At 39.9% G+C, this 25,470-nt stretch carries 25 protein-coding genes, 4 tRNA genes and 1 rRNA gene; 11 read left to right on the forward strand and 19 right to left on the reverse strand.

Annotated features, from left to right (window positions below; translation table 11 throughout):
* Nucleotides 1–1,539 (reverse strand): 16S ribosomal RNA (locus tag ACZ5QH_RS19160).
* A 594-nt stretch (nt 1,540–2,133) separates the two neighbouring features.
* On the opposite strand from ACZ5QH_RS19160, the gene yfiR reads away from it, so the two are divergent.
* The 3 genes from yfiR to yfiB are packed head-to-tail and all read left to right on the forward strand — an operon-like array spanning nt 2,134 to nt 4,354.
* Nucleotides 2,134–2,637 carry a regulatory sequestration protein YfiR gene (yfiR, locus tag ACZ5QH_RS19165; RefSeq protein WP_004817733.1) on the forward strand — a complete coding sequence of 168 codons (504 nt, stop codon included), beginning with the start codon at nt 2,134–2,136 and terminating at the stop codon, nt 2,635–2,637.
* Nucleotides 2,638–2,641: 4 nt separating this feature from the next.
* Entirely contained in the window at nt 2,642–3,859 is a 1,218-nt protein-coding gene (dgcN, locus tag ACZ5QH_RS19170) for a diguanylate cyclase DgcN/YfiN (protein ID WP_004723846.1), read from the forward strand.
* Between the two features lie 15 nt (nt 3,860–3,874).
* Entirely contained in the window at nt 3,875–4,354 is a 480-nt protein-coding gene (gene yfiB, locus ACZ5QH_RS19175; RefSeq protein WP_004723848.1) for an outer membrane lipoprotein YfiB, read from the forward strand.
* Nucleotides 4,355–4,496: 142 nt separating this feature from the next.
* On the opposite strand, the gene ACZ5QH_RS19180 is transcribed toward yfiB, so the two are convergent.
* The 8 genes from ACZ5QH_RS19180 to secA all read right to left on the reverse strand — a co-directional run bounded on the left by ACZ5QH_RS19180 (nt 4,497) and on the right by secA (nt 10,901).
* Nucleotides 4,497–4,573: transfer RNA gene (locus tag ACZ5QH_RS19180), tRNA-Pro, on the reverse strand.
* A gap of 23 nt (nt 4,574–4,596) precedes the next feature.
* Nucleotides 4,597–4,672 (reverse strand) — tRNA-His (locus ACZ5QH_RS19185).
* Nucleotides 4,673–4,713: 41 nt separating this feature from the next.
* A tRNA-Arg gene (locus tag ACZ5QH_RS19190) sits at nt 4,714–4,790 on the reverse strand.
* A 45-nt stretch (nt 4,791–4,835) separates the two neighbouring features.
* A tRNA-Pro gene (locus ACZ5QH_RS19195) sits at nt 4,836–4,912 on the reverse strand.
* 152 nt (nt 4,913–5,064) lie between these two features.
* The gene (gene nadA / locus ACZ5QH_RS19200) at nt 5,065–6,132 is read right to left on the reverse strand and encodes a quinolinate synthase NadA (RefSeq protein ID WP_303577408.1); all 1,068 of its coding nucleotides are present in this window, start codon (nt 6,130–6,132) and stop codon (nt 5,065–5,067) included.
* A 149-nt stretch (nt 6,133–6,281) separates the two neighbouring features.
* Nucleotides 6,282–7,502 (reverse strand): bifunctional glutamate N-acetyltransferase/amino-acid acetyltransferase ArgJ, encoded by a 1,221-nt coding sequence (gene argJ / locus ACZ5QH_RS19205; protein WP_303577409.1) that lies wholly within the window; start codon nt 7,500–7,502, stop codon nt 6,282–6,284.
* Nucleotides 7,503–7,671: 169 nt separating this feature from the next.
* Nucleotides 7,672–8,034: a hypothetical protein gene (locus ACZ5QH_RS19210; protein WP_004817737.1), complete on the reverse strand. Its 363-nt coding sequence runs from the start codon at nt 8,032–8,034 to the stop codon at nt 7,672–7,674.
* 149 nt (nt 8,035–8,183) lie between these two features.
* Complete coding sequence (gene secA / locus ACZ5QH_RS19215; protein WP_303577410.1) at nt 8,184–10,901, reverse strand: preprotein translocase subunit SecA; 2,718 nt, start codon at nt 10,899–10,901, stop codon at nt 8,184–8,186.
* Between the two features lie 336 nt (nt 10,902–11,237).
* On the opposite strand from secA, the gene ACZ5QH_RS19220 reads away from it, so the two are divergent.
* Complete coding sequence (locus tag ACZ5QH_RS19220) at nt 11,238–11,876, forward strand: peroxiredoxin (protein WP_096735080.1); 639 nt, start codon at nt 11,238–11,240, stop codon at nt 11,874–11,876.
* 215 nt (nt 11,877–12,091) lie between these two features.
* On the opposite strand, the gene lysM is transcribed toward ACZ5QH_RS19220, so the two are convergent.
* The 6 genes from lysM to ACZ5QH_RS19250 all read right to left on the reverse strand — a co-directional run bounded on the left by lysM (nt 12,092) and on the right by ACZ5QH_RS19250 (nt 15,896).
* Nucleotides 12,092–12,565: a peptidoglycan-binding protein LysM gene (gene lysM / locus ACZ5QH_RS19225; protein ID WP_004817740.1), complete on the reverse strand. Its 474-nt coding sequence runs from the start codon at nt 12,563–12,565 to the stop codon at nt 12,092–12,094.
* A 300-nt stretch (nt 12,566–12,865) separates the two neighbouring features.
* Nucleotides 12,866–13,102, reverse strand: a complete 237-nt coding sequence (acpP, locus tag ACZ5QH_RS19230; RefSeq protein ID WP_004723957.1) for an acyl carrier protein — start codon at nt 13,100–13,102, stop codon at nt 12,866–12,868.
* An 86-nt stretch (nt 13,103–13,188) separates the two neighbouring features.
* Complete coding sequence (gene fabG, locus ACZ5QH_RS19235; protein WP_004723960.1) at nt 13,189–13,923, reverse strand: 3-oxoacyl-ACP reductase FabG; 735 nt, start codon at nt 13,921–13,923, stop codon at nt 13,189–13,191.
* Nucleotides 13,920–14,906, reverse strand: coding sequence for an ACP S-malonyltransferase (gene fabD, locus ACZ5QH_RS19240; RefSeq protein ID WP_004723962.1), 987 nt, complete (start codon nt 14,904–14,906; stop codon nt 13,920–13,922). Before fabD ends, fabG begins: the two co-directional genes overlap by 4 nt.
* 166 nt (nt 14,907–15,072) lie before the next feature.
* Complete coding sequence (gene rpmF, locus ACZ5QH_RS19245) at nt 15,073–15,258, reverse strand: 50S ribosomal protein L32 (protein WP_004723964.1); 186 nt, start codon at nt 15,256–15,258, stop codon at nt 15,073–15,075.
* Between the two features lie 74 nt (nt 15,259–15,332).
* Nucleotides 15,333–15,896 (reverse strand): YceD family protein, encoded by a 564-nt coding sequence (locus tag ACZ5QH_RS19250; RefSeq protein WP_004723966.1) that lies wholly within the window; start codon nt 15,894–15,896, stop codon nt 15,333–15,335.
* A gap of 97 nt (nt 15,897–15,993) precedes the next feature.
* On the opposite strand from ACZ5QH_RS19250, the gene ACZ5QH_RS19255 reads away from it, so the two are divergent.
* From ACZ5QH_RS19255 to ACZ5QH_RS19280, 6 genes are all read left to right on the forward strand, one after another.
* Nucleotides 15,994–16,656, forward strand: coding sequence for an elongation factor P hydroxylase (locus ACZ5QH_RS19255; RefSeq protein WP_262086887.1), 663 nt, complete (start codon nt 15,994–15,996; stop codon nt 16,654–16,656).
* 84 nt (nt 16,657–16,740) lie between these two features.
* A complete protein-coding gene (locus tag ACZ5QH_RS19260) occupies nt 16,741–17,358 on the forward strand; it encodes an L-threonylcarbamoyladenylate synthase (RefSeq protein ID WP_004817743.1) in 618 nt (205 codons plus the stop codon).
* A 66-nt stretch (nt 17,359–17,424) separates the two neighbouring features.
* A complete protein-coding gene (locus ACZ5QH_RS19265; RefSeq protein WP_004817744.1) occupies nt 17,425–17,691 on the forward strand; it encodes a hypothetical protein in 267 nt (88 codons plus the stop codon).
* Between the two features lie 23 nt (nt 17,692–17,714).
* Nucleotides 17,715–18,170, forward strand: coding sequence for a hypothetical protein (locus ACZ5QH_RS19270; RefSeq protein WP_303577411.1), 456 nt, complete (start codon nt 17,715–17,717; stop codon nt 18,168–18,170).
* A 107-nt stretch (nt 18,171–18,277) separates the two neighbouring features.
* Nucleotides 18,278–19,096, forward strand: coding sequence for an MBL fold metallo-hydrolase (locus ACZ5QH_RS19275; protein ID WP_035370685.1), 819 nt, complete (start codon nt 18,278–18,280; stop codon nt 19,094–19,096).
* Nucleotides 19,089–19,694 carry a dual specificity protein phosphatase family protein gene (locus tag ACZ5QH_RS19280; RefSeq protein WP_303577412.1) on the forward strand — a complete coding sequence of 202 codons (606 nt, stop codon included), beginning with the start codon at nt 19,089–19,091 and terminating at the stop codon, nt 19,692–19,694. The genes ACZ5QH_RS19275 and ACZ5QH_RS19280 overlap by 8 nt, the downstream gene beginning before the upstream one ends.
* Nucleotides 19,695–19,704: 10 nt before the next feature.
* On the opposite strand, the gene ACZ5QH_RS19285 is transcribed toward ACZ5QH_RS19280, so the two are convergent.
* The 4 genes from ACZ5QH_RS19285 to trpA are packed head-to-tail and all read right to left on the reverse strand — an operon-like array spanning nt 19,705 to nt 23,688.
* Nucleotides 19,705–20,715: an SPOR domain-containing protein gene (locus ACZ5QH_RS19285; RefSeq protein ID WP_004817751.1), complete on the reverse strand. Its 1,011-nt coding sequence runs from the start codon at nt 20,713–20,715 to the stop codon at nt 19,705–19,707.
* Nucleotides 20,706–21,995, reverse strand: a complete 1,290-nt coding sequence (folC, locus tag ACZ5QH_RS19290) for a bifunctional tetrahydrofolate synthase/dihydrofolate synthase (RefSeq protein ID WP_303577413.1) — start codon at nt 21,993–21,995, stop codon at nt 20,706–20,708. The genes ACZ5QH_RS19285 and folC overlap by 10 nt, the downstream gene beginning before the upstream one ends.
* The gene (accD, locus tag ACZ5QH_RS19295) at nt 21,992–22,888 is read right to left on the reverse strand and encodes an acetyl-CoA carboxylase, carboxyltransferase subunit beta (protein ID WP_004723984.1); all 897 of its coding nucleotides are present in this window, start codon (nt 22,886–22,888) and stop codon (nt 21,992–21,994) included. The genes folC and accD overlap by 4 nt, the downstream gene beginning before the upstream one ends.
* A complete protein-coding gene (gene trpA / locus ACZ5QH_RS19300) occupies nt 22,885–23,688 on the reverse strand; it encodes a tryptophan synthase subunit alpha (RefSeq protein WP_004723986.1) in 804 nt (267 codons plus the stop codon). Before trpA ends, accD begins: the two co-directional genes overlap by 4 nt.
* Nucleotides 23,689–24,109: 421 nt before the next feature.
* Here trpA and ACZ5QH_RS19305 point away from each other — a divergent pair, with 421 nt between their 5' ends.
* Nucleotides 24,110–25,441, forward strand: a complete 1,332-nt coding sequence (locus tag ACZ5QH_RS19305; protein WP_004817755.1) for a Na+/H+ antiporter NhaC family protein — start codon at nt 24,110–24,112, stop codon at nt 25,439–25,441.
* Nucleotides 25,442–25,470 lie beyond the last annotated feature (29 nt).

Raw genomic sequence — 25,470 nt, forward strand, 5'->3', positions numbered from 1 at the left:
TAAGGAGGTGATCCAGCCGCAGGTTCCCCTACGGCTACCTTGTTACGACTTCACCCCAGTCATCGGCCACACCGTGGTAAGCGTCCTCCTTACGGTTAGACTACCTACTTCTGGTGCAACAAACTCCCATGGTGTGACGGGCGGTGTGTACAAGGCCCGGGAACGTATTCACCGCGGCATTCTGATCCGCGATTACTAGCGATTCCGACTTCATGGAGTCGAGTTGCAGACTCCAATCCGGACTACGATCGGCTTTTTGAGATTAGCATCCTATCGCTAGGTAGCAACCCTTTGTACCGACCATTGTAGCACGTGTGTAGCCCTGGTCGTAAGGGCCATGATGACTTGACGTCGTCCCCGCCTTCCTCCAGTTTGTCACTGGCAGTATCCTTAAAGTTCCCACCCGAAGTGCTGGCAAATAAGGAAAAGGGTTGCGCTCGTTGCGGGACTTAACCCAACATCTCACGACACGAGCTGACGACAGCCATGCAGCACCTGTATGTAAGTTCCCGAAGGCACCAATCCATCTCTGGAAAGTTCTTACTATGTCAAGACCAGGTAAGGTTCTTCGCGTTGCATCGAATTAAACCACATGCTCCACCGCTTGTGCGGGCCCCCGTCAATTCATTTGAGTTTTAGTCTTGCGACCGTACTCCCCAGGCGGTCTACTTATCGCGTTAGCTGCGCCACTAAAGCCTCAAAGGCCCCAACGGCTAGTAGACATCGTTTACGGCATGGACTACCAGGGTATCTAATCCTGTTTGCTCCCCATGCTTTCGTACCTCAGCGTCAGTATTAGGCCAGATGGCTGCCTTCGCCATCGGTATTCCTCCAGATCTCTACGCATTTCACCGCTACACCTGGAATTCTACCATCCTCTCCCATACTCTAGCTTCCCAGTATCGAATGCAATTCCCAAGTTAAGCTCGGGGATTTCACATCCGACTTAAAAAGCCGCCTACGCACGCTTTACGCCCAGTAAATCCGATTAACGCTCGCACCCTCTGTATTACCGCGGCTGCTGGCACAGAGTTAGCCGGTGCTTATTCTGCGAGTAACGTCCACTCATCCTAGGTATTAACTAGAAGAGCCTCCTCCTCGCTTAAAGTGCTTTACAACCATAAGGCCTTCTTCACACACGCGGCATGGCTGGATCAGGGTTCCCCCCATTGTCCAATATTCCCCACTGCTGCCTCCCGTAGGAGTCTGGGCCGTGTCTCAGTCCCAGTGTGGCGGATCATCCTCTCAGACCCGCTACAGATCGTCGCCTTGGTAGGCCTTTACCCCACCAACTAGCTAATCCGACTTAGGCTCATCTATTAACGCAAGGTCACAAGTGATCCCCTGCTTTCCCCCGTAGGGCGTATGCGGTATTAGCATCCCTTTCGAGATGTTGTCCCCCATTAATAGGCAGATTCCTAAGTATTACTCACCCGTCCGCCGCTAGGTCAATTACCGAAGCAATCTCCCCCGCTCGACTTGCATGTGTTAAGCCTGCCGCCAGCGTTCAATCTGAGCCATGATCAAACTCTTCAGTTAAAAATCATTAGTGACTTAAGGTCACAATTCTGGCTCATCAATGTACTGACAAATTCTCTCAAATAAACTTCGAGTAATTTAAACCAATCAATCAATGATAATATTTCGATCAATCAATCAGTAAAAATCCACACAAGTTGTTCTTCATATTCTCTTAATGATCTTCTCAATGCTTCGTCAGCATCAAGCTAGGTCGGCTATACTACTCTCTATCTCTAAAAAGTCAATCAATAATGTTAATTATTTTTTCTAACAAACCCAACTCTAATCTCATCTTAAAATCTCAATTCGAAATCTTAACAAATTAATCAAGTGCCTGATTTATCAGAATTTTTATTTAACATCACCGCCGATGGATGTGCATTCTACAGCATTCCCTAACCAACACAACCCCTTTTTTTAAACTTTTTTATCAACTGGACATTTTTTCGACCAAAACAGCAAAAAAAGTCCATTTTTAGCTATTTTTTGCACCATTTTTTCTCATACTAATAAAGCAGAACATGTTTTTATTTAAATTTTAAGCTATTTATATTTGTTTTTTTTCTTTAAACTATTTGAAATAATTTTATCATTTAATAAATTAAGTCGAATATGGCCCGTTTTATAAATAGAAGAAGCTTCTGTTTAGGAATTTTGCTCTTTTGCTGCAACTATTCCTCAGCCAATTCGTCACATAATATTTTCATGATGACATTGTCGATATTAAGTTATGCAAAATGGAACACTCCGAATCCAGAATTATGCGTCGTTGATAATGCATCTTATGCAAACCAATTTTCTGCTTATATCAAATCAAATAAGTCTCCTTTTAATATAAGTGCGATACATTCCGCCGATCTAAAAAATCGTCATTGTGATGCAGTATTTTTTTCCAATACTTCAGCACAAACCGAACAGGCCCTTATTGGGAAATCATTAAATTCATCTATTTTATCGTTTAGCTCAAGTAATTCTGAATGTGAAATTGGCAGCGTTTTTTGCTTATCCACCAACAAAACAGGAAATACTATTTTTAAAGTGAATCTTGATAGTTTAGCTCAGTCTAAAATACATGTTGACCCACGTGTTTTATTGCTGGCAAAGAATTCGGATTAAAATAATGATGAATAAATTTTTTAAATCGAGTTCTCTACAAACATTGTTTCGTAAATCTCAATTTACGACCTTTGCAATCACTTTATTTATTAGTACGTCTACTTTTGTCACGATTTCAGTATTTACCGTTGAATCTTATGCGAAACAAAACCTATTATTAATCAGTCGAACCGTGTCTGAACGTGTTCAACCTGCGCTGGTGTTCTCAGATAGAATCGCGATTTCGCAGATTATCAATGAATACACCTTTCAACATTCAGTACGCCTGATTGAGGTTTATGATAATCAAGGTCATAAAGTTGCTGAAAGCCTAAAAAATGTTGAACACTATTCATATATTCAAAACTTTTTTGATCATATCTTTTTAAAAGATTCCATCAAGTTAAACGTCCAACATCAAGGAAAGCTGGTTGGTCAAGTTGTTCTATATGGAAGTTCCAATGAAATTTTAATGTTTATTTTTAAAATTTTTACCGGCTTAGCGTTTGGCATGCTCTTTATGGTTTTTGCTGTATGGTGGTCAGTAAACTTAACCTATCGCCATATTATGGGTTCTTTTTTACCAATTATACAAATTGCACAACTCTTAAGAAATCAAAAGGCGTATAACTTAAGGTTTCCAAAAAGTGATGTAAAAGAATTTCAAGACTTAAACAGTGTGTTCAACCAACTCTTAGATGAAATTCAATCTTGGCATACCCATCTTCAAAATGAGAATAGTGAACTTTCTTATCAAGTTCAACATGATCATTTAACCGAATTACCTAATCGTAATTATTTTTATCAAGTGTTATGTAATTTATATGAAGACACCAATCAACGTGAAAATTTAGCTTTATTATTTATTGATAATAATAATTTTAAAGCTATTAATGATCAATATGGACATTTGGTCGGTGATGAAGTTTTAAAAGAAATGGCTTCACGATTAAGACGCCATATTCGCCAAGATGATTTTGTCGCGCGTCTTGCAGGAGATGAGTTTGCAATTATTTTACGTTCCATTTCTAAAATTGAACACCTCATCTCTATTGCGGAAAATCTGATTAAATGTTGTGACGATCCTTTAATCTATAAAGGACAATCGATTTCTTTTAGCTTTAGTATCGGTATTGCTATCTCTAGCCAGGCCTCAAGCCCAGAAGACTTAATTTCTCAAGCAGATCAAGCCATGTACAAAGCAAAATCTTTACAGCATCATTGGTTTATTTACCATTCATAATATTAGGGGGTTTTTATGACTTTAAAAAACGTACAACTTTCTATTCTTGCAATACTCTGCCTAGCACTTACAGGTTGTATGAATCTAGGTGGGTTGAGCTATAAACAAGCTCGTGTACTTAAGAAAGAAGGTTTTGTATTAACGGATGAAGGTTGGAGTCTAGGTCTACCAGAACGTTTATTGTTTGGTTTTAATGAATCGAATATTAATACCGAACGTCAAACTGAATTGGTTCGTTTAGCCACGCAATTAAATAAATATCATCTCGATAAGCTTAAAATTGTAGGTCATACCGATAATATCGGAAATCCTGAATACAATTTAAAATTATCCAAAGAACGTGCTCAAAATGTTTCAAATATATTCATTGAGCAAAAATTTAATCCACAAAATATCCAAGTGATTGGAAAAGGGGCTGACCAGCCACTTAAATCAAATGATTCAGAAGAGAATAAAGCTGAAAACCGTCGTGTTGCGGTGATTATTATTCCTTGATAATCTTCTCTTTATTAAAAAAGATCTCTACGGAGATCTTTTTTTAGATCTATAGAATTTGACGCTTCGTTGACAAACACAAATTTCAGGCATAAAAAAACCGCCTTTAAGCGGATAATTTATATTTAAGCTAATGCTTAAATGGTCGGAGCAGTAGGATTCGAACCTACGACCCCCTGGTCCCAAACCAGGTGCACTACCAGGCTGTGCTATGCTCCGAATTTACAACTAACTTAAGGAATTGGGGTGAATGATGGGGCTCGAACCCACGACAACCGGAATCACAATCCGGGGCTCTACCAACTGAGCTACATCCACCGTCACATTAAGTTTTAGGATCTATAGTATCAAGCAACATATGGTGCGCCTGACAGGATTCGAACCTGTGACCATCCGCTTAGAAGGCGGATGCTCTATCCAACTGAGCTACAGGCGCATGACCAATGATACTAATATCACAGATTAACTTGCCTTGAAGAATTGGTCGGAGCAGTAGGATTCGAACCTACGACCCCCTGGTCCCAAACCAGGTGCACTACCAGGCTGTGCTATGCTCCGTTCATCTCAGCTTTTGTGTATCGCACATCGTGCGGTACGGTGTGCATTCTAGGCGTGACGCCACAAGACGTCAACACCTATCTTGAAAAAAAGTTAAAAAAACACGTCAAATGTATATTAATCAAACATTTCAGATGTTTTTTATACAATTTCTATCGTTTTAATTGAGCACTAAAGTTCAACATACGATCTAAAGGTAATTTAGCACGTTCAGCCAAAGCAGCATCTACGAATATTTCTTGATCGGCCTTTTGCAAAACTGACAAAATACCATCTAATTCATTCATTGCCATCCACGGGCAATGCGCACAAGAACGACAAGTTGCACCCTCACCTGCTGTAGGTGCTTCAATCAAGGTCTTATGCGGCACAGCTTGTTGCATTTTATAGAAAATGCCACGGTCTGTAGCCACAATTAAAGTGTCTTGTGGTAATGTTTGGGCTGCTTTGATCAGTTGTGAGGTACTTCCCACCGCATCCGCAATATCAATCACGGATTCTGGAGACTCAGGATGCACCAATACAGCTGCATTCGGATACAGCGCTTTCATCTTTTCAATACCACGGGCACGAAACTCTTCATGCACGATACAAGCACCATCCCAAAGCAACATATCAGCACCGGTTTTCTTTTGAATATAACGGCCTAAATGTTGATCTGGTGCCCAAATAATTTTCTCACCCAAACTGTCTAAGTGTTCAATGATCTCTACAGCACAACTTGAAGTTACTACCCAATCTGCACGTGCTTTAACTGCTGCTGAGGTATTGGCATAGACCACAACAGTATGCTCAGGATGCGCATCACAAAATGCGGTAAATTCATCTACAGGACAACCGAGATCAAGCGAACAGGTTGCTTCCAAAGTTGGCATAAGGACTGTTTTTTCAGGAGAAAGAATTTTTGAAGTTTCTCCCATAAATTTAACCCCAGCGACCACCAGAGTAGATGCCTCATGATCACGTCCAAAACGCGCCATTTCTAAAGAATCAGAAACACAACCACCTGTCGCTTCCGCAAGTTCTTGTACATCTGGATCACAATAATAATGTGCCACCAAAACAGCATTGTTCTTTTGCAACTCAGCTTTAATTTGCGCAAACTTCTGCTGTTTTACCACTGGACTCAGACTATTGTCCTTAGGTTCACCTAAACGATCTAAATGCGCTTGCACAACCGATTTTGCTTCGTTGGCAATTAAATTATTCGCATCATTCATAAGAGGTCTTCTCTTTCCTTGTCGCTGGCATCATGCTAGCGTTTATACACTTGTGAATTGATTGTACGGTTTAGCGCACATAAATTCACCACGAAAAATGTTTTGTTATAAAAAAGCCTCACGAATGAGGCTCCTTAAAAAATCAGTAGTTAAGAACGATAGTCCGCATTAATTTTCACATAATCATAGGATAGGTCACAGGTATAGACCGTATCTTTGGCCTGCCCTCGACCAAGATTTACATGAATGGTCATTTCTGTCTGTGACATTACCCGTGCACCAGCCTCTTCGGTATAGTCTTCAGCAGCACCACCATCTTTACAAATTTGCACGTCGTCTAACCAGACTTGAATTTTTTCAACATCCAAATCTTTCACGCCAGCATAACCAATCGCAGCAAGGATACGCCCCCAGTTTGGATCAGACGCAAAAATTGCCGTTTTAACCAATGGTGAATGGGCAATGCTATAAGCAATATCGCAGCATTCTTGTGTGTCGTTTCCACCGTCAACCGTGATAGTAATGAATTTGGTCGCCCCTTCCCCATCACGAATAATCAGTTGCGCCAAACGCTTCATCACACGCGATAAAACATCCAAAACCACAGTATAACGTGCATCATCTTCACTGCTAATTTCTACGCCACCAGCCATTCCGGTTGCAGCAAAGATGCATGAATCATTGGTAGAAGTATCACCATCCACAGTAATCCGATTAAATGATTGGTCTGCGCTAATTTTTAACATTTTTTGCACAAGATTTCGTGCAATTGGCGCATCGGTTGCAACAAAACTCAGCATGGTCGCCATATTGGGGCGAATCATGCCTGCACCTTTAGAAATCCCAGTCATTGTATACGTTATACCATCAAGCTCGAACTGTTCTGAGGCGCCTTTTGGTGTGGTATCCGTGGTCATGATCCCAGTCGCAGCGTCCGGCCATGAAGCGTCATTCAAACTATTTAGTGCAGGCTGTAAACCTTGCGTTAAACGCTCAATCGGCAGTTGTTCGCCAATGACCCCTGTAGAGAATGGCAATACCTCAAATTCTTCTACCTGCGCTAACTCAGCAAGCTTTAAACAGGTCAATTGTGCATTTTGCATACCCAATTTTCCTGTACCTGCATTAGCATTCCCAGTATTGATGACCAAGTAGCGTGGATTAGCTTGTGCTAAATGCGCTTTCGACACATGAACTGGCGCTGCGCAAAATGCATTTTGGGTAAATACCCCCGCAACATTGGTACCTTGTGCAAATTCAAAAATAACTAAATCTCGTCGATTTGGATAACGGACATACGCCTCAGCAGAGCCAATTTTTACACCTTGTACCACATGCATATGCGGCATAGACACGTCACCAACAGCCATTTTCAAATGTCCACATGAATTAGAATGAAAACACAGCTTATTAGAATTCTCTATAAAAATCGAGCTTATTAAAATGCTTATTTATTTTTACTATAAGAAAAGCTTATTCATTTGAATATAAAATAAAAAAGCCAGTAAATATACTGGCTTTCATTACATCAACAACGTATTACTGTTGAACAGCAGTCGTGGTATCCGCAGCCAATAATGCTTGCTTTACTTTTTCTTGACTAGATACTGACAATGCTGGATTTGAAGCAACAACGCGATTAACCGTAGCAGGTGTTACCGCTGCAATCGCCGCAGTTTTTAAAATAATTGGGCGTCCGCCTGTATTACCTAAAGTATAACGAATACCAGTACGTGGACTGATTACAGTCGTGGTTTCATTTTTTACTTCTGCTTGGGCTGTCACTGCGCCTGTAGCAGCTTGTACTTTTTCCACTGTCGTCGTTTGTGGTGCCGTATCTGCAAATGCCAATGCTGGAACTGCTAAAGTTGCAACAAATAAAGGTTTTAATAATTTTTTCATTATCTTCCCAAAGATCTTTTCCAATTGAGCAACTTAATACCACTTAATCACATTTCCTGCAATAAAAATTAACGCATGGTAATAACTTGTAAAAAAAGCAGAACAATTGTTCTGCTTTTTTGTAACACTTTCAGGGTCTATTCACTCGATTAGATTTTGCCGTGACATTGTTTGTATTTCAAACCTGAACCACAAGGACAAGGTGCATTACGGCTTTCTGGTGCTGCAATCTCATCACTATCCGTGAATTGTGCATCAACAATCTCATTACTGACTGTACCGCTTAGGCCATCCAATTCATCATGTGCGAAGTTAAGACGCATAGATTCAGCTTGAGCCTGTTGTTGAGCTTCCATTTCAGCAAGCTCTTCAGGTGTTGGGATATGCACACGAGAAATATCAGTAACCACGTCTGACTTAATCACACCCAACATATTGACGAATAAATTGAAGGCTTCCTTCTTATATTCTTGTTCAGGGTTCTTTTGTGCATAACCACGTAAGTGAATCCCTTGACGCAAATAGTCCATCGCAGCCAAATGGTCTTTCCAATGACGGTCTAAAGAACCCAGCATGAAGTGACGTTCAAGTGTCGCAGCAGTATCATCACCCATCTGTTCACGACGATTACGGTAACGTGTAACGATCTCATCAGAAATACGTTCAACCAAGGCTTCTTCATCTAGACGACGATCTTCTTCCAACCATTGATTTACAGGAAGATTAATACCTAAATCTTCATTCAATGCATTTTCAAGCCCTTGAATATCCCATTGGTCATGGATTGATTCAGGTGGAATATAGGTTTCGATTAAGCCTTTTACGACTTCACGATGCATTTCTTCAATATAATCTTGAAGTGAGCTTTCTTCTAAAATTTCATCACGTTGAGAGTAAATAATTTTACGTTGTTCGTTATTTACATCATCGTATTTCAACAAGTTTTTACGAATATCAAAGTTACGTGCTTCAACTTTGCGTTGTGCATTTTCAATAGAACGCGACACCATTTTATGCTCAATGGCTTCATTCTCTTGTAGTCCCATCGCACGCATCATTGCAACAACGCGATCACCCGCGAAAATACGCATCAAATCATCTTCTAATGACAAGAAGAAACGTGAAACACCTGGGTCACCTTGACGACCAGAACGACCACGCAACTGGTTATCAATACGACGTGATTCATGACGTTCAGAACCGATGATGTGTAAACCACCTGAACTTAACACCATTTCATTGTTTTGTTCCCATTCCGCTTTAAGACGAGCTTCATCTTCCGCAGTATGGTTTTCAATTTTGGCAAGTTTTGCTTTCCAGTTACCACCAAGCAAAATATCGGTACCACGACCTGCCATATTGGTTGCAATGGTCACTGCACGCGGTGAACCCGCTTGGGCAATAATGTCTGCTTCACGCTCATGTTGTTTAGCGTTCAAGACTTCGTGGGTAATACCCGCATCTCGTAACTTATCAGATAAAATTTCTGAAGCCTCGATGGTTGCAGTACCAATCAAGATAGGTGCAACACCTGCTTCATGAATTTTCTGAATTTCTTCAATAATTGCATTGTATTTACCATTACGGTTTAAATAAATTAAATCGTTTTGGTCATTACGAATCATCGGACGATGGGTTGGAATAAGCACAACATCCAAACCATAAATTTCTTTCATTTCCGCAGCTTCAGTATCAGCAGTACCTGTCATACCTGAAAGCTTTTTGTATAAACGGAAATAGTTCTGGAATGTGGTTGTTGCTAAAGTTTGGTTTTCAGGTTGAACTTCGAGTGCTTCTTTGGCTTCAACAGCTTGGTGCAAACCTTCAGACCAACGACGACCTGGCATAGTACGACCAGTATTCTCATCGACAATGATTACTTCACCATCATGTACAATGTAGTGAACATTACGTTGATACAGGAAATGTGCACGAATTGCAGCAGACACGTGATGAACGAGGTTTAGATTTGATGGTGAATATAAGCTTTCGCCTTCAGCCAATAAACCCATTTTAATCAATTCATCTTCAACAGTTTCATAACCGACTTCAGTCATTTCAACTTGACGTTGCTTTTCATCAATCCAGAAATGACCGCCATCTGCGACTTTTTCTTCTTTTTGAGCATGCAACTTTGGTGGAATACTATTGATTGCAACATAAAGCTGTGATGAGTCATCACTTTGACCAGAAATGATCAACGGTGTACGTGCTTCATCGATCAAGATCGAATCGACCTCATCGATAATCGCATAAATCAAACCACGTTGCTTTTTCTCTGCCATAGAGAAAACCATGTTATCGCGCAGATAATCGAAACCAAATTCATTATTGGTACCGTAAGTAATATCTGAACGATATGCCTCAGCTTTCTCTATTGGTGATTGCATCGAATAGATTACACCAACGCTTAAACCCAAGAACTCATAAAGCGGACGGTTTAATTCAGCATCACGTTGTGCCAAGTAATCGTTGACCGTGATGACATGAACACCTTGTTCACTAATTGCATTTAAATATACAGCCAAAGTACCCATCAGGGTTTTACCTTCACCTGTACGCATTTCTGCAATTTTTCCTTCATGCAAAGTAATACCACCAATGAGCTGCACATCATAATGACGCATACCCATGACACGTTTTGCTGCTTCACGACACACCGCAAACGCTTCTGGCATTAATTTATCTAGGCTTTCACCTTTCTTATATCTTTGTTTGAATTCTTCAGTTTTTGCAGATAAGTCTGCATCGCTGAGTGCAGATGTCGTCGGCTCGAGCGCATTGATCTTATCGACAATTTTACGCATACGTTTTAGTTCGCGCTCGTTTTTAGTACCGAAGATTCCTCCGATCAGACTTGCCAACATATAAACTCTCTAAATCTTTGTGAAATAAATTTTTCTCAGACGATATTATGGTGGTAGAAATTTGAAGTACAAGGGTTTTGCACAAATCCAATCAAAAAAATCTGACGATTAGTTCTAGCACGTATCAGCTAAGGCGCATTAATGTAGCAAATTTAACCGATATTTGCAGTGAGGTAGAGATCAATTCTATGTTTTTTTTCATATGCTTCTTTTATTAATATCTATTTTCTTCATAAAGAAATACAAAAACACTATTTTTAATTATAAAAAAACTGGGTAATAGTAGTTTGGACGAGCCAAATAACAAACAACATTTTTAGATATTGAGGTTTCAAAATGACTTTACGATTAGGTGATATTGCACCAGATTTCACTCAGGAATCTAGTGAAGGTCCAATTAAGTTTTATGATTACTTGGGCGACAGTTGGGGTGTTTTATTCTCACACCCTGCCGATTATACGCCAGTATGTACCACTGAGTTGGGCTATACCGCAAAATTAAAAGATGAGTTTGAACAGCGTGGGGTAAAAGCCATTGCCCTTTCAGTCGATGATGTTGAATCACATAAAGGTTGGATCAACGACATCAATGAAACACAAAATACCACTGTAAACTTTCCAATCATTGCAGACAAAGATCGCAAGGTGTCGACGCTGTATGATTTCATTCATCCAAATGCCAGCGAAACCCTCACCGTACGTTCTTTAGTTATTATTGATCCCAATAAGAAAGTTCGCTTAATCATTACCTACCCTGCATCAACTGGACGTAATTTTAAAGAAATTCTACGTGTGATTGATTCATTACAACTGACTGACAATTATAAAGTTGCCACACCTGCAAACTGGCAAGATGGTGAAGATGTTGTCATCGTCCCGTCGATCAAAGATGAAGCGGAGCTTAAAGAACGCTTCCCAAAAGGTTATACGGCGGTTAAGCCTTATCTTCGTCTTACCCCACAACCTAATAAATAATATGCAATATTGAATTTTTTAGATTAGAGCTAACTAACTCCAAAAGATCACATCCAAGCTTGATGTGGTCTTTTTTTAAGATCCACTGATTGCAACGAAATTCTTTTCCCCTTCAAAATACACCAAACAATAAATACTAAAATAAAAACAAAATCATTTTAAAAATAGAAAAGGCACCGAAGTGCCTTTTATGATCAAAGATCAGTGAACAAATGTTATGCAGGAATACGTAAAACTTGTCCTGGGAAAATATCATCCGCATTTTTTAACAATGGGCGGTTCGCTTCAAAAATTTTATTATATTGGTTGGCATCACCATAAAATTCTTTTGAAATTTTAGACAAATTATCGCCTGATTTAACCGTATAGAACTTACTTTCAGGCTCAGGTGCTGCCACTGTCATTTGATCATCAACTTGCGCCACATGGTCAATATTCCCCACAGCAAGAATGATTTTCTCTTTATCAGCCTGAGTTTGTACCTGACCGTGAATCGTGGCCAAATCAGAAGTACTATTATAACTTACAGAAAGCCCTGTTACTGGCAAGCCTAACGCTTTAATGTGCCCCAACAACTTATTGGCAATTTCTTGTGCAGATGGTTCTGCTGGCGTTGCTGGTGCCGCTTGTGGCTCAGCTGGTGCAGTATTTTTCTTGCCAATTCCTTTAATAAAATCAAAAAGACCCATATGTCGTACTCCATATCATTATTGAAAATTGTTTTACTGAGAATGTATTACTGTGAACTGTTATACAAATTTAAGAACTCTATTTTTATAGCGAAAAAGCATCAGGGTGTGCGTTGTCATTGGTGATAAAAAGGTAACGGTATGTAACCAATGCTTTTGATTTTAAACTTATTTAATTGCTTTTTTTAGGTTAAGGATCGCCAAGCATGCACGCACTCAACACAGCTAAATTCAGGCATAAAAAAACCACCTAAAGGTGGTCTTTTTACGTATAACAACACGTGCTATACAATCAACACATTAACCAAGTTTTTTAGTTACATAGTCGATAGCTGATTGAACAGTTGTGATTTCGTTAGAATCTTCATCTGGAATAGTGATGTCGAAGTCATTTTCGAAAGACATAACAAGTTCTACTAGGTCTAGAGAATCAGCACCCAAATCATCCATGAAAGATGCTTCGTTTTTGATTTCTTCAGCTTTGATACCTAATTGTTCTGCAACAGCTTGTTTAATGCGTTGTTCGATATCGCTCACAGGAATTCTCCTCATTGCTTGTGGCGGCTTTTAATTGCCTGATAGTTTAATTGAATATTTACTTTTTTCAAAGTTTATACATCGCATTACGCCATGTATAAACCACCATTTACGTGTAATACTGTGCCTGTAATGTAACTGGCTTTGTCAGAAGCCAAAAAACTTACTGCATTTGCAATATCTTCTGGTTGACCAAATCGGTTTAACGCAACTTGATCACTCATTTTTTTACGAATATCTTCACTTAACTGCTCAGTCATTTCTGTTGCGATAAAACCAGGCGCAATACAGTTGACTGTAATCTGACGGCTTCCCATTTCTTTTGCAAGACTGCGACTGAAAGCTTCAATCCCTGCTTTTGCAGCAGAATAGTTGGCTTGTCCTGGGTTAGCAAAATGCGCAACAACAGAACTGATATTGATAATGCGTCCAAAGCGCGCTTTGGTCATGCCTTTCAATACACGTTTAGATAAGCGGAATACAGCTTTAAGATGAATATTGAGAATATCGTCCCAATCATCTTCAGACATACGTAACAATAAATTGTCTTTGGTAATCCCTGCATTATTCACGAGTATCATCACTGAACCATATTTTTGTTCAATGTCAGATACCAATGCATCAATTGCAGCACCATCACGTACATCAAGTAATGCACCTGCACCGTTTTCAGCAAAAACTGTTGAAAGTTTTTCTGCGCCCGCTGCTGATGTTGCCGTACCTACAACAAAATAACCGTCTTGAATCAATTGCTGAGCGATGGCAGCACCAATTCCTCGGCTCGCGCCTGTCACTAATGCGACTTTACGTTCTTGTGTCATGCAATTTTCCCTTCAGCCACTAAGATAGCATTCAGTGCATCTTCCATACGACTTTGTGTATCGAGTGGAAATGCTTTTTCGATATTTGGTAAACGTTTTGCTAAATTCGCCAATACATTACCTGGACCACATTCAGCAACATACTGAATACCTTGGTCTTGGATGAATTGCATGGTTTTAGTCCACTGTACTGACTGATACAATTGCGCCGTTAACGCTAAGCGTAATTGGCTTGTATCTGTCGCGATTCCAGCATTGACATTTTGTATTACAGGAATACTTGGTAGCTCAATGGCAGTTTGTTCCAAAGCTTCTGCAAACTGTTCGGCAGCAGGTTTCATTAGAGAACAATGTGATGGTACAGATACAGGTAATGCAATTGCTTTACCGCCGTTTTCTTTGGCAACGGTCATGACAGCTTCGACTAGAGTTTTATCACCTGCGATAACAACTTGGCCTTGTGCATTATAGTTTGCAGCTTCAACAGAACCACGGCCTTGAACATTGGCTTGCTCACACAGTTCAAGTACTTTCGCATCATCTAGACCGAGAATAGCCGCCATCGCGCCTTGCCCCTGAGGCACAGCACTTTGCATCAATTTACCGCGTAAATTTACCAACTTGACTGCATCTGCCAAAGTCATCGACTCTGCAGCAACTAAAGCACTGTATTCGCCTAAGGAATGACCTGCGAGGTATTTTGGTACAACACCACCAAGATCTAACCATACACGCCATAAAGCAATACTTGCTGTCAATAAAACAGGTTGAGTATTTTCAGTTTGATCTAAACCTTCACCGCTTTGTGCAATGTGCCATAAATCAAAACCGATGGCATCTGATGCTTCAGTAAAGGTTTCTTGTACACCACTAAACTGTTCTGCAAGTTCAGCAAGCATACCCACTTTTTGTGAACCTTGACCTGGAAACAAAAATGCAGTTTTTGTTGCTTGAGCTGCTTGTTCGAGTCGTTTGGCAGACATATAAAAAGTCCCTTATTTAATCTTGATCGTTTCCGATGGCGCAATTTTACATTAAAAAAAAATTTATTTAATTGCGAAATACAACAAAAAACCCAGTCATTGAAAACAAAAAAAGGGAGCTTTCGCTCCCATTTTTTTACTAAGCTTGCGCTTAATAGTTCACCAATTATTCAGCATCAGCTGCTTTAGCGAATAATTGACGACCACGGTAGAAACCATCTTTAGTCACGTGGTGACGACGGTGAGTTTCACCAGTAGTTTGGTCTACAGTTAATGCATTCTCGGTTAAAGCGTCATGTGAACGGCGCATGTCACGGCGAGAGCGACTTTTACGGTTTTGCTGAACGGCCATGATGGCTCCTTACAAATCGAAAAAATGGATCAGAACAAATTCGGTTGTCTTAACTTAACAGTATAACACAAAATTTAGTTAAGTTTACCCTTCAAACCTGCCAAAACTTCAAACGGATTATCCCGTTTTTCTTCAACAGTGTCCTGAACGGCTGGTTGATGCTTATGTTCACAAGCGTCATGCTTAGGAGACAGAGGCATCAACAATAACAATTCATCTTCTAAAAGTGCAAGTAAATCAACAGTCGAAGGAGTATTGGTTAAATAATCCCCTTTAATTGTTGCTTCACTTTCACCTAGTACGATGAAATCAGCATCCTCATCCAAGCGCTCTATCAGTGACTCATCATCTATTAAAGCCAAATGGAAGTCAGAAACTAGTGTAATTTCAACAGAATCCAGACAACGCTGACATTCCATTGGAACTTTAGTATCTACATGACCATCTAGCCAAACAATACGATGATACGCATCCATTGATAGCTTACAGTCTATATTGATCAATTGATCATCAATTGATCCAACAGCTTCACGGGAAATACGAACAAAGCGAGACAATGGCAGGGTACCTGACCATGTAAAGCCTTGTTCAGCCCATTTAAACGGCTCTATCTGTGCCGGAAAGGTATTTGCTGACATAATTAAGGCGGCAATTCTACAAATTCATAGGTACTCTGTCAAAGATTAAGATACAATTTTGTACTTATTTAGACAGATCTCTTGAGTAATACAAGCCATGCATCAGTTGCAGCCGCAACCTGAAGTCACTACTTCATTACAATTCAATACGCATTCAACTTCTGAAAACACATTGCAAGCCGCCGATGTGCAACGCTTATCATGGGCTAACTTACAAACAGAAGTGCAACACGTTGATTGGCTTATCTTACACTTTAATCACTGGTTTTCCCACCTAAATGTGACGCTTGTTCGTGGTGATTTTGAACCAGAGTATTTCCCTGCTAGCGAACACAGCCCTGCCCGTATTCAGTTTGCACATGGTTTTTTCAACAGCGCTCTGCACGAAATTAGTCATTGGAGCATTGCCGGAGAACAACGCCGTTTATTGCCTGATCTCGGTTATTGGTATGCACCCGATGGTCGTACAGCTGAACAACAAGCCTTATTTGAGCAGGTTGAAATCAAGCCTCAAGCTATTGAATGGTTATTTTCCAAAGCATTTGGACGAAAATTTCGAGTTTCGCTGGATAATCTGACTGGTGAAGGTGGTGACGGCTCGACATTTAAAGACAGTGTTTATGCACAAGTTCAGGATTTTTTTTCAGGTAAAGCCAAACTTCCACGCGATGCAAAACACTTCATTCAGTGTATTTGTCTATGTACTCGAGGTGGCAAAACATTACAAAGCACTGAATTTAATCGTAACGATCTTGATTAAACCCGTAATTTTTTTAAAACATTGATTGCAACGATTTACTTTCCCAAGTAATAATTGAATTAACAATAAATCAGGAGAATAAATATGCTGCATTTAAGAGTACATCCTGACAATCCTCAACCACGTTTAATCAGCCAAGCAGTCGAAAGAATTCGAGCAGGTGATGTTGTGGTTTACCCAACTGATGCGGCTTATGCAATCGGCTGTCAGATTGGAAATAAAAGTGCAATGGAGCGTATTGCTCAGATCCGCGGTCTTGGGGCAAAGCATCAATACGCGATTATCTGTGCAGATTTATCTGATATTGCAACCTATGCCAAAGTAGACAATGCAATGTATCGTCTACTTAAAGCCAATACCCCAGCCGTAACCACATATATTTTACCCGCAACCAGTGAAGTTCCACGACGCTTGATGCATCCCAAGAAAAAAACCATCGGCTTACGTGTTCCAAGTAATCCCGTCTGTCAGATGCTATTAAAAGAGTTGGGAGAACCCTTACTGACCAGTACTTTGATTTTACCTGGTCAAGATGCACCAATGGATGATCCCTACGATATTGAACAATTATTGGAAAAACGTATTGATGTGTTTATTGACAGTGGTTTAGGTACCTTAACCACCACCAGTATCGTTGATTTATCAGGAGCGAACCCTGAAATTATTCGTCGTGGTGTAGGTGATGTAAGCGCTTTTGAATAAGCACCGAACTGCATTTAATCATTGATGAGTGATTAAAGAATCAAGGCTTGATAGAAGTAAGATGCGATGGATTTATTCACCACATTATTAAATATTAATAATGTACAAAATGATCAAATTTTATTTGTTGAAAAGCCTTGGACACCGGAATCACAAGTTACTGTGTTACATGTCTCTTTCGTTAAAAATCCCTTAGCAAAAAATTTTCAGTTCTTTTTAGCAGTCAATGAACTAAAACGCTTGGTCTTGCAGTTTGAAACTCGAAATGTTTGTTTAAGAGAGATGTGCTATTTAATTATCGAACATGCCCTTGAAAAAAATAAAATTATTTAACATCTTTAAAACTTAGATTAAATATGAAAAAAATTCTTTATGTCTTGGTCATTATTCTTGGGCTAGTTATCAGTTATCCCTTTATTAAATCACCTAATGTTCATATTTATCGTGAACAGCATGAAATCATTTTAGAAAATATTTTCTTAGGTGAATATTATTTAGGTTTCAATAAGCTAAAAATTCAATCTATACAAAATCATACCCTTCTTTGTGAAATTGAACACCCCCACATGCTTCACCCTGAAGATCGGCAACAGGTTAATACTCATCAAGTAAGCATTCATAAAGCAAATAATAAGCAACAGATCAGGCTCAAAAAAGGGATCAATGATGAACTGAGTATTTGGGGAAGTGCATTCCAACACCCCACAGCAAAACCGTGTTTATTAAAAAATGAAACTTATATTGTTTCAGTTTGGGGAAACAACGGCTCTGGTTTTTCAACACGTAAACGCTTAAAAATCACCATTCCATGAGCTGTGATTTGAGATCCACCAATTACACAACAATTGCATTTTTAGATTGGTATTTTTCTCAATTCGGTTTATAAACAAAGCACAATCCTAAAAACAAATGCTTAATTATGATTTATAAGGTACATCATTTACATTGTGGAACCATGTGTCCGATGTGTGCACCACTATACGGACAAAAAGGTTTGTATGGCAAAATGGTGTGCCATTGCCTATTGATTGAAACAGACAAAGGTCTTGTATTGGTCGATACTGGTTTTGGGATGCAAGACTACCTACATCCGCAAACCCGTTTAGGTAAAGCTTTTACTAAAATCAGTGGCATACAAGCTGATTTCAATCTCACAGCCATTTCTCAAATTCAACAATTGGGTTTTAAACCATCCGATGTTCAACATATTTTGGTCAGTCATTTAGACTTAGATCATGCAGGTGGTATTTCAGACTTTCCCAATGCCACGGTTCACATCTTATCCAGCGAGTTTAATGCAGCACAGAAACTTTCAGTCATGAATAAATTGCGTTATCGACCACAACAATTTAAAAATCATCGTTACTGGAATTTTCTTGAACCTAAAAATGGCGAAGCATGGTTTAACTTCCAAAAAGTTCAAGGTTTTAATATTTTCAATGATGAAATTTTATTGATTCCTTTAGTCGGTCATACTGTAGGACATTGCGGTATAGCGATCAAACAACAAGATAGATGGTTATTGTTCTGTGGCGATGCTTATTTTAATCATCTAGAACTCAACCCTAAGAATAAATTACGCGCGCTCGACAAAATTGAATATCTCCTAGCGGAAGATAATACATTGCGCTTAAAAACCTTATCACAACTGCAACAGCTTGCACAGAATGAAGCAAAAATTGAAATTATCTGTGCCCACGATCCTGTTGAACTAGACCGATATTTAAAACATGCTTAAATCTCAATTATTACGTTATACCACTATTTTCGCACTCAGCGTACAGCTTTCAGCCTGTATGACAACTGCTGCACTTCCAGATCATGAGCGCCCAAAACAATGGGGAACTATCGTTGCTCCACAGTATAATTTTTATCGGATCAGTGACACCGTTTTTCGTAGTGAACAACCCAGTGCTGAACTTATTCCTGAGTTAAAAACCAATCAAATTGATGTCGTGATTAATTTAAGAAGTCGCAATAAAGATAAAACAGTACTTTCAAAACAAAACTTTCAATTGGTTCATATCCCGATCAATACTTGGGCAATTGATCGTCATGATCTACTCAATGTCATGAAAACAATTCAAATCGCAAAAGCCCACAACCAGAAGGTTTTAATCCATTGCTATCACGGTTCTGATCGTACTGGGGCAAGTGTTGCAATGTACCGAATTATTTTTGAGAACTGGTCTGTGGATGATGCTTTAAATGAAATGAAGCATGGCGGCTATGGCTTTCATCCAATCTGGGGCAATATTGAAAAACTTTTTACCCCTGAAAATATAAAATGGATCCGTGAGCAGCTCGCGAATCCATCTTTAACCACAAATACCTAACTCATAGCGTTTAACGTCGATCTAGAGGTACCCACTCGATTACCCAAGCCGACTTCATGCCTAGACTCGCATCAGAATTGATCTTCTTACGTGCTGAATCCGCAGTCTCTCGATCTTTCGATGGTCCAACCATAATACGAATACCTTTTGAGGTTGGACTCTTAGTCACTTTGTAGCCCTTGGCACGTAGTTTAGCAGCGACAGCATCTGCATTGGCTTCATTGGCGGCAAGCGCAACTTGTACCATCCATTGCTTATCACCATTTTCAAGCAAATCACGTGCTTTTTCAGCTTCCGCTTTTTTCTTTGCTTCTTCTTGTGCTTTGTGTTTTTTATCCGCTTCTGCTTTCTTGTCTTCCGCTTGCTTTTTCTCAGCAGCAGCTTTCTTTTCAGCATCTAGCTTACGTTTTTCATCTGCTTTTTGTTGTTCTTCTAATTTACGTTTCTTTTCTTCAGCGACTTTTTTATCTGCTTCTGCGGTAGCTTGACGCTTCTGCTCAGCTAACTTTTTTTCAGCATCGGCTTTTTGCTTTAATTGAGCATTTTGCTGTTCAAGTTTTTTCTGCTCTGCTGCTTTCTGTTGCGCTTTGGCTTTTTCATCCTGTACCAGCTCAGGAGGAATATCAGCCCCTTCCTGTGCTGCCGCAGCAGCTGCACCACGTCTTGCATTTGCAGCAGCATACTCTTCAGCTGCTTTACGTGCAGCATCTGCTTCAGCCTGTTGTTGCGTCCGTAAAAAATCTGCTGCTTTTGCTTCTTGTTCAGCAACCGCTTTTTCACGGGCACGCTTCTGCTCTTCTAACAGACGTTTTTCAGTCGCAACATCGACAGTCAATGGCTGCAATTGTACAGGCTCACCTGCAGGTGTCGCTTTATTCTGCTGAGCTTGGCTTGTCGGCTGTGTCTCTACTTGGCTTTGGTGGATTTCTTCTTTACCTTTTAGAAGCAATGCCGCCAATAGAACACCACCACTTAATAAAACAACACCACCCATCCAGCGTTGTTTGTTATTCATTGACATTCGTCTAAATACTCCCAGACCGCTTCTAAGGTATGGAATGAACCACACACCAAAATCAGCTGATTATTATTGGTTTCTGCAAGCGCTGATTGAAATGCTGCTTGTACACAATCAAACTGTTCAACTGTCTCATGCTGTAAAGCAGTTTGTAATTGTTCCAATGATGCCGCACGAGGCACAGTTAATGGTGCAATTTTCCACTTTAATACAGTATTTTTCAACAACTTGACCACAGAATCTACATCTTTGTCGGACAACATTGAAAAAACAGAGACAACTTCTGTGTACTGTTTATTGTATTCTAGGAATTTTCGCAATTGCTTTAACAAAAATTCTACACCATGCGGATTGTGTCCCGCATCAAAAATTACTGTTTTATCGTGTATTTTTCTAATTTCAAAGCGCCCTGACAACTGTGCGTTCTGAATACCTTGCGAAATCGCCTGTTGTGAAACCGTTAAACCGCTCACCAAAATTGCAGCGACAGCCGCAGAAATATTTTCCAGTGCCAAGTGCCCCAAAGGAAGTTTTAAAGTCGTTCCTGAGCTTGCAAAATTCCAAGATTGGCCATCTTCTGAGTTATCATAAAAATAATCATGATTTAACGCATATAGCGTAGCATTGGTTTCTTGTACTTTATGTTGTATCGCTTGTGGTATATCTTGTGTGCCGGCAAAAATGACAGGGATATTTGCTCGGATAATACCGGCTTTTTCAAAAGCTATTTTTTCTATCGTATCGCCAAGCCAATCAGTATGATCTAAACCAATATTGGTAATCACAGCCACATCTGGATCAATCACATTGACCACATCCAAACGACCACCAAGACCGACTTCAAGTACCCAAACATCACATTGTTTTTGTTTAAAAATAACAAATGCAGCCAAAGTCGTGGCTTCAAAAAAAGATAAAGATAAATCACAAATACGGCGGGCTTGATCAACCGCAACAAAAGCATCAATCAAAGTTTGATCATCAACTTCTTGTCCAGCCAGTTTAACCCGTTCATTAAAACGATAAATATGTGGAGACTGGTATAAACCAACATTCAGCCCTTGCGCATTCAGAATCGCAGCGAGTGTTGTTGTGGTTGAACCTTTGCCATTTGTTCCAGCAACGGTAATCACTTTGGCTTTAGGGTTAATCACCCCGAGTTGTTCTGCCACAGGAATCACGCGCTCTAAGCCTAAATCAATCCCTGTAACGTGAACATGGCTCCAATAATCGAGCCATGTTTGTAAATCATCAGTATTTAAAGGTGCTGTTTGGTTGTTCAAGGCAAATTCATCAGTTTCGCTACAATACGATATACAGTATCACGTAATGCGTGACGATGAACAATTTGATCGATTACACCATGATCAAGCAAAAATTCCGCACGTTGGAACGGTTCTTCCAGCTTCTCACGTACTGTTTGTTCAATCACACGTTTACCCGCGAAACCGATCATCGCTTTAGGTTCAGCAATATGTACATCACCTAACATTGCCAATGATGCTGTTACACCACCATACACTGGATGGGTTAATACCACGATATACGGAAGATGCGCATCTTTGATTTTTTGAATCGCCGCAGAGGTTCGCGCCATTTGCATCAAAGACAACATACCTTCCTGCATACGAGCACCACCTGAAGCAGCAAAACAAATCAGTGGTTGCTTGTCTTTAATCGCTTTTTCAGCAGCTTGTACAAAACGGTCACCGACCACAGTACCCATTGATCCAGCCATAAAGTCGAATTCAAATGCGCATGCAACCATTGCAATATTTTTAACTTGACCTTGCATCACCACAAGGGCTTCAGTTTCACCTGTTTTTTCCTGCGCTTCTTTAATACGCTCTGGATAAGGCTTGCTGTCTACAAAATGTAAAGGATCTTTTGCAGCAAATTCTTGACCAAGTTCAGTGGTCACATTATCAAAAAACCAATTTAAACGATCACGTGCTTTCATTTTCAAATGTTCATCACATGATGGACAAACATAAGCATTGAAAGACATTGCAGTACGAGTCACGAGTGCATGACATTCAGGGCACTCAATGGTTGGTTCTGTAAACGTCGCTTTGAGTGTTTGTTGTTGGTCAGGCATATGAATGCCTGGAACTGTACGATCTGTCCACGGCGTTGTTGCGCTGAGGATTTTCCCTGATTTCACTTCTTGATTCATACTAACTCATCGAGCGCGGCTCGAAGCTCCTTGACTTTATTCACTGCTGCTTCAACAGCTTGTTCTGGTGCAAGATTTGCAAATGGTTTGACAAAAGCACTTCCGACAATCACTGCATCAGCAACTTGACCTACTGCTTTTGCAGAAGCGGCATCACTAATCCCAAAACCTACCCCAACTGGAATATCGGTAAAGGTTTTGATTTTTTCAATACGTGCTGCAACTTCCGTTGTATCCAATGTTGCTGCACCCGTTACGCCTTTTAGAGACACATAGTAAATAAAGCCACTTGCTTGTTTCACTACATGCTGAATACGTTCATCGGTAGAGGTTGGTGCAAGCAAGAAGATTTGATCCATATTGTACTTTTGCAATACTTCATCTAAATCTTGTGCTTCTTCAGGTGGTAAATCCACAAGAAGTACACCATCAACACCACAGTCATTCGCATAAGCCACAAACTTTTCATAACCAATCACTTCAACAGGGTTTAAATACCCCATTAAAACAACTGGCGTTGTTGTGTCTTTTTGGCGAAATTCTTTAACCATATTCAAGGCATCAAAGGTATTGGTACCCGCAGCTAAAGCGCGCTCTGCTGCAAGTGCAATCACTGGACCATCTGCCATAGGATCGGAAAATGGCAATCCAAGTTCAACTACGTCTACGCCTGCTGCAACCATTTGATGTAACAATGGTACGGTTACATGTGGTTGAGGATCACCCGCCATAACATAAGAAACCAAAGCCTTACGCTGTTGAGATTTAAGCTGTGCAAAACGAGTGGCTAAACGTGACATAGGATTGTACATTCCTTGAATTGTTCAAACTTGAGGAGTTTTTAGATCATTAAACACCAGTAAATAAATTCAAAATGGATTTATTTCCGGTTTAATCATCCAAATGTATAAATACAAGACACTGCATTGTAACGCTATTTTTTACTCAAAGGATAGAGTCACATAGTCGCTCTCGCGTATCTTGTTTTATATCACCAATAATAAAACACCCCATGGATACATTTAGCGCTATTTTCAAGTTGAGGACAATGATCAAAGCTACCTATTTTCAAGCTTGTAAAAAAATATCATTATGAGTAAAAAATAAAGTTAAATCATCACTCTACAGCCAAACACCCTATCACCTACATCACTTAATTATTTTTCAGAAATTGCAAAAGCTGTTTATACTAGTCAGGATTCTGATTTTTTATCTCCTCTTATGACCACACATTCTCAGGCTAAAGTGCAAGCCAGCGTGCTTGCGCTCTTGCCGCTTATTGTTTTTTTAGCCATTTTTTTAGGCAGTGGTATTTATCACACGATCATTGGTACTGAGTTTGCTTTTTATCAAGTGAAAGCCCCTATTGCTGCTCTTCCTGCAATTATTTTAGCCATCCTGCTGTATAGAGGGAAAATCAATGCCGCTATAGAAACATTTTTGCATGGTGCAAGCCATCCCAATTTAATTTTGATGTTTATGGTCTTTATGCTTGCAGGTGCCTTTGCCAGCGTAACCAGTGCCATCGGTAGTGTGGACTCCACTGTTCAATTTGGTTTATCGATTATTCCATCTGAATTTGTCCTGCCGATGCTTTTCATCATTTCTGCCTTTATTGCCACGGCAATGGGAACATCGATGGGAACCATTGCTGCATGTGCGCCGATTGCTTTTGGTTTTTCTCAAGCAACGGATATTCAGCCCATTTATGCAATTGGTGCTGTGGTCAGTGGGGCAATGTTTGGTGATAACTTATCCATGATTTCAGACACCACCATTGCAGCAACTCGAAGTCTAAATGTAGAACTGCGTGACAAATTTCGAGTGAATATCTGGATTGCACTGCCTGCTGCGATTATCACCATATTGATTTACATTTTGACCAGTCATCATGCGCAAACTATTGAATATAAAAGTTATAACTTATGGCTTATTTTGCCTTATGTAATCGTGTTCTTTTTAGCATTTACACGTTTACATGTACTTGCAGTACTGACCATCGGAATAGTACTTTCAGGTTGTCTTGGCATCATTGAAAATCCTGAATTTACCCTACTTAAATACAATGCCGCTATTTATGATGGCTTTGTGGGTATGTTTGAGGTTGCCTTACTTTCTATGTTCTTAGGTGGTTTATCTGCCATTATGCAAAAAGAAGGCGGTTTAGAATGGTTAATTCAACGTATTTACGCCTTAACCCGTCGATTTAAAATCGGTCAACAACGCGCGGGAGAAATTGGAATTAGCTTCCTTGTGGTTTTCTCGAATGTGTTTGTCGCAAATAATACGGTTGCCATCATCTTATCTGGAGACATGGCACGAGAAGTTGCCAAAGAATATGCTGTTGATCCCAAACGTGCAGCCGCATTTATGGATATTTTCTCTTGTGTAGTTCAGGGCTTGATTCCATACGGTGCACAACTATTACTTGCATGCTCAATTGCCAAACTGTCCCCTGTTGAGCTGATTGGTTCGATTTATTATTGTTGGGTATTGGCAATATTTGCAGTCTTGGCAATCGTATTTAGATTTCCCAAGTTAAAGACAACTTGAAATCATGCTGAATCATGGTTTTAAAAAAC

The sequence above is a fragment of the Acinetobacter sp. Ac8 genome (assembly GCF_055392545.1).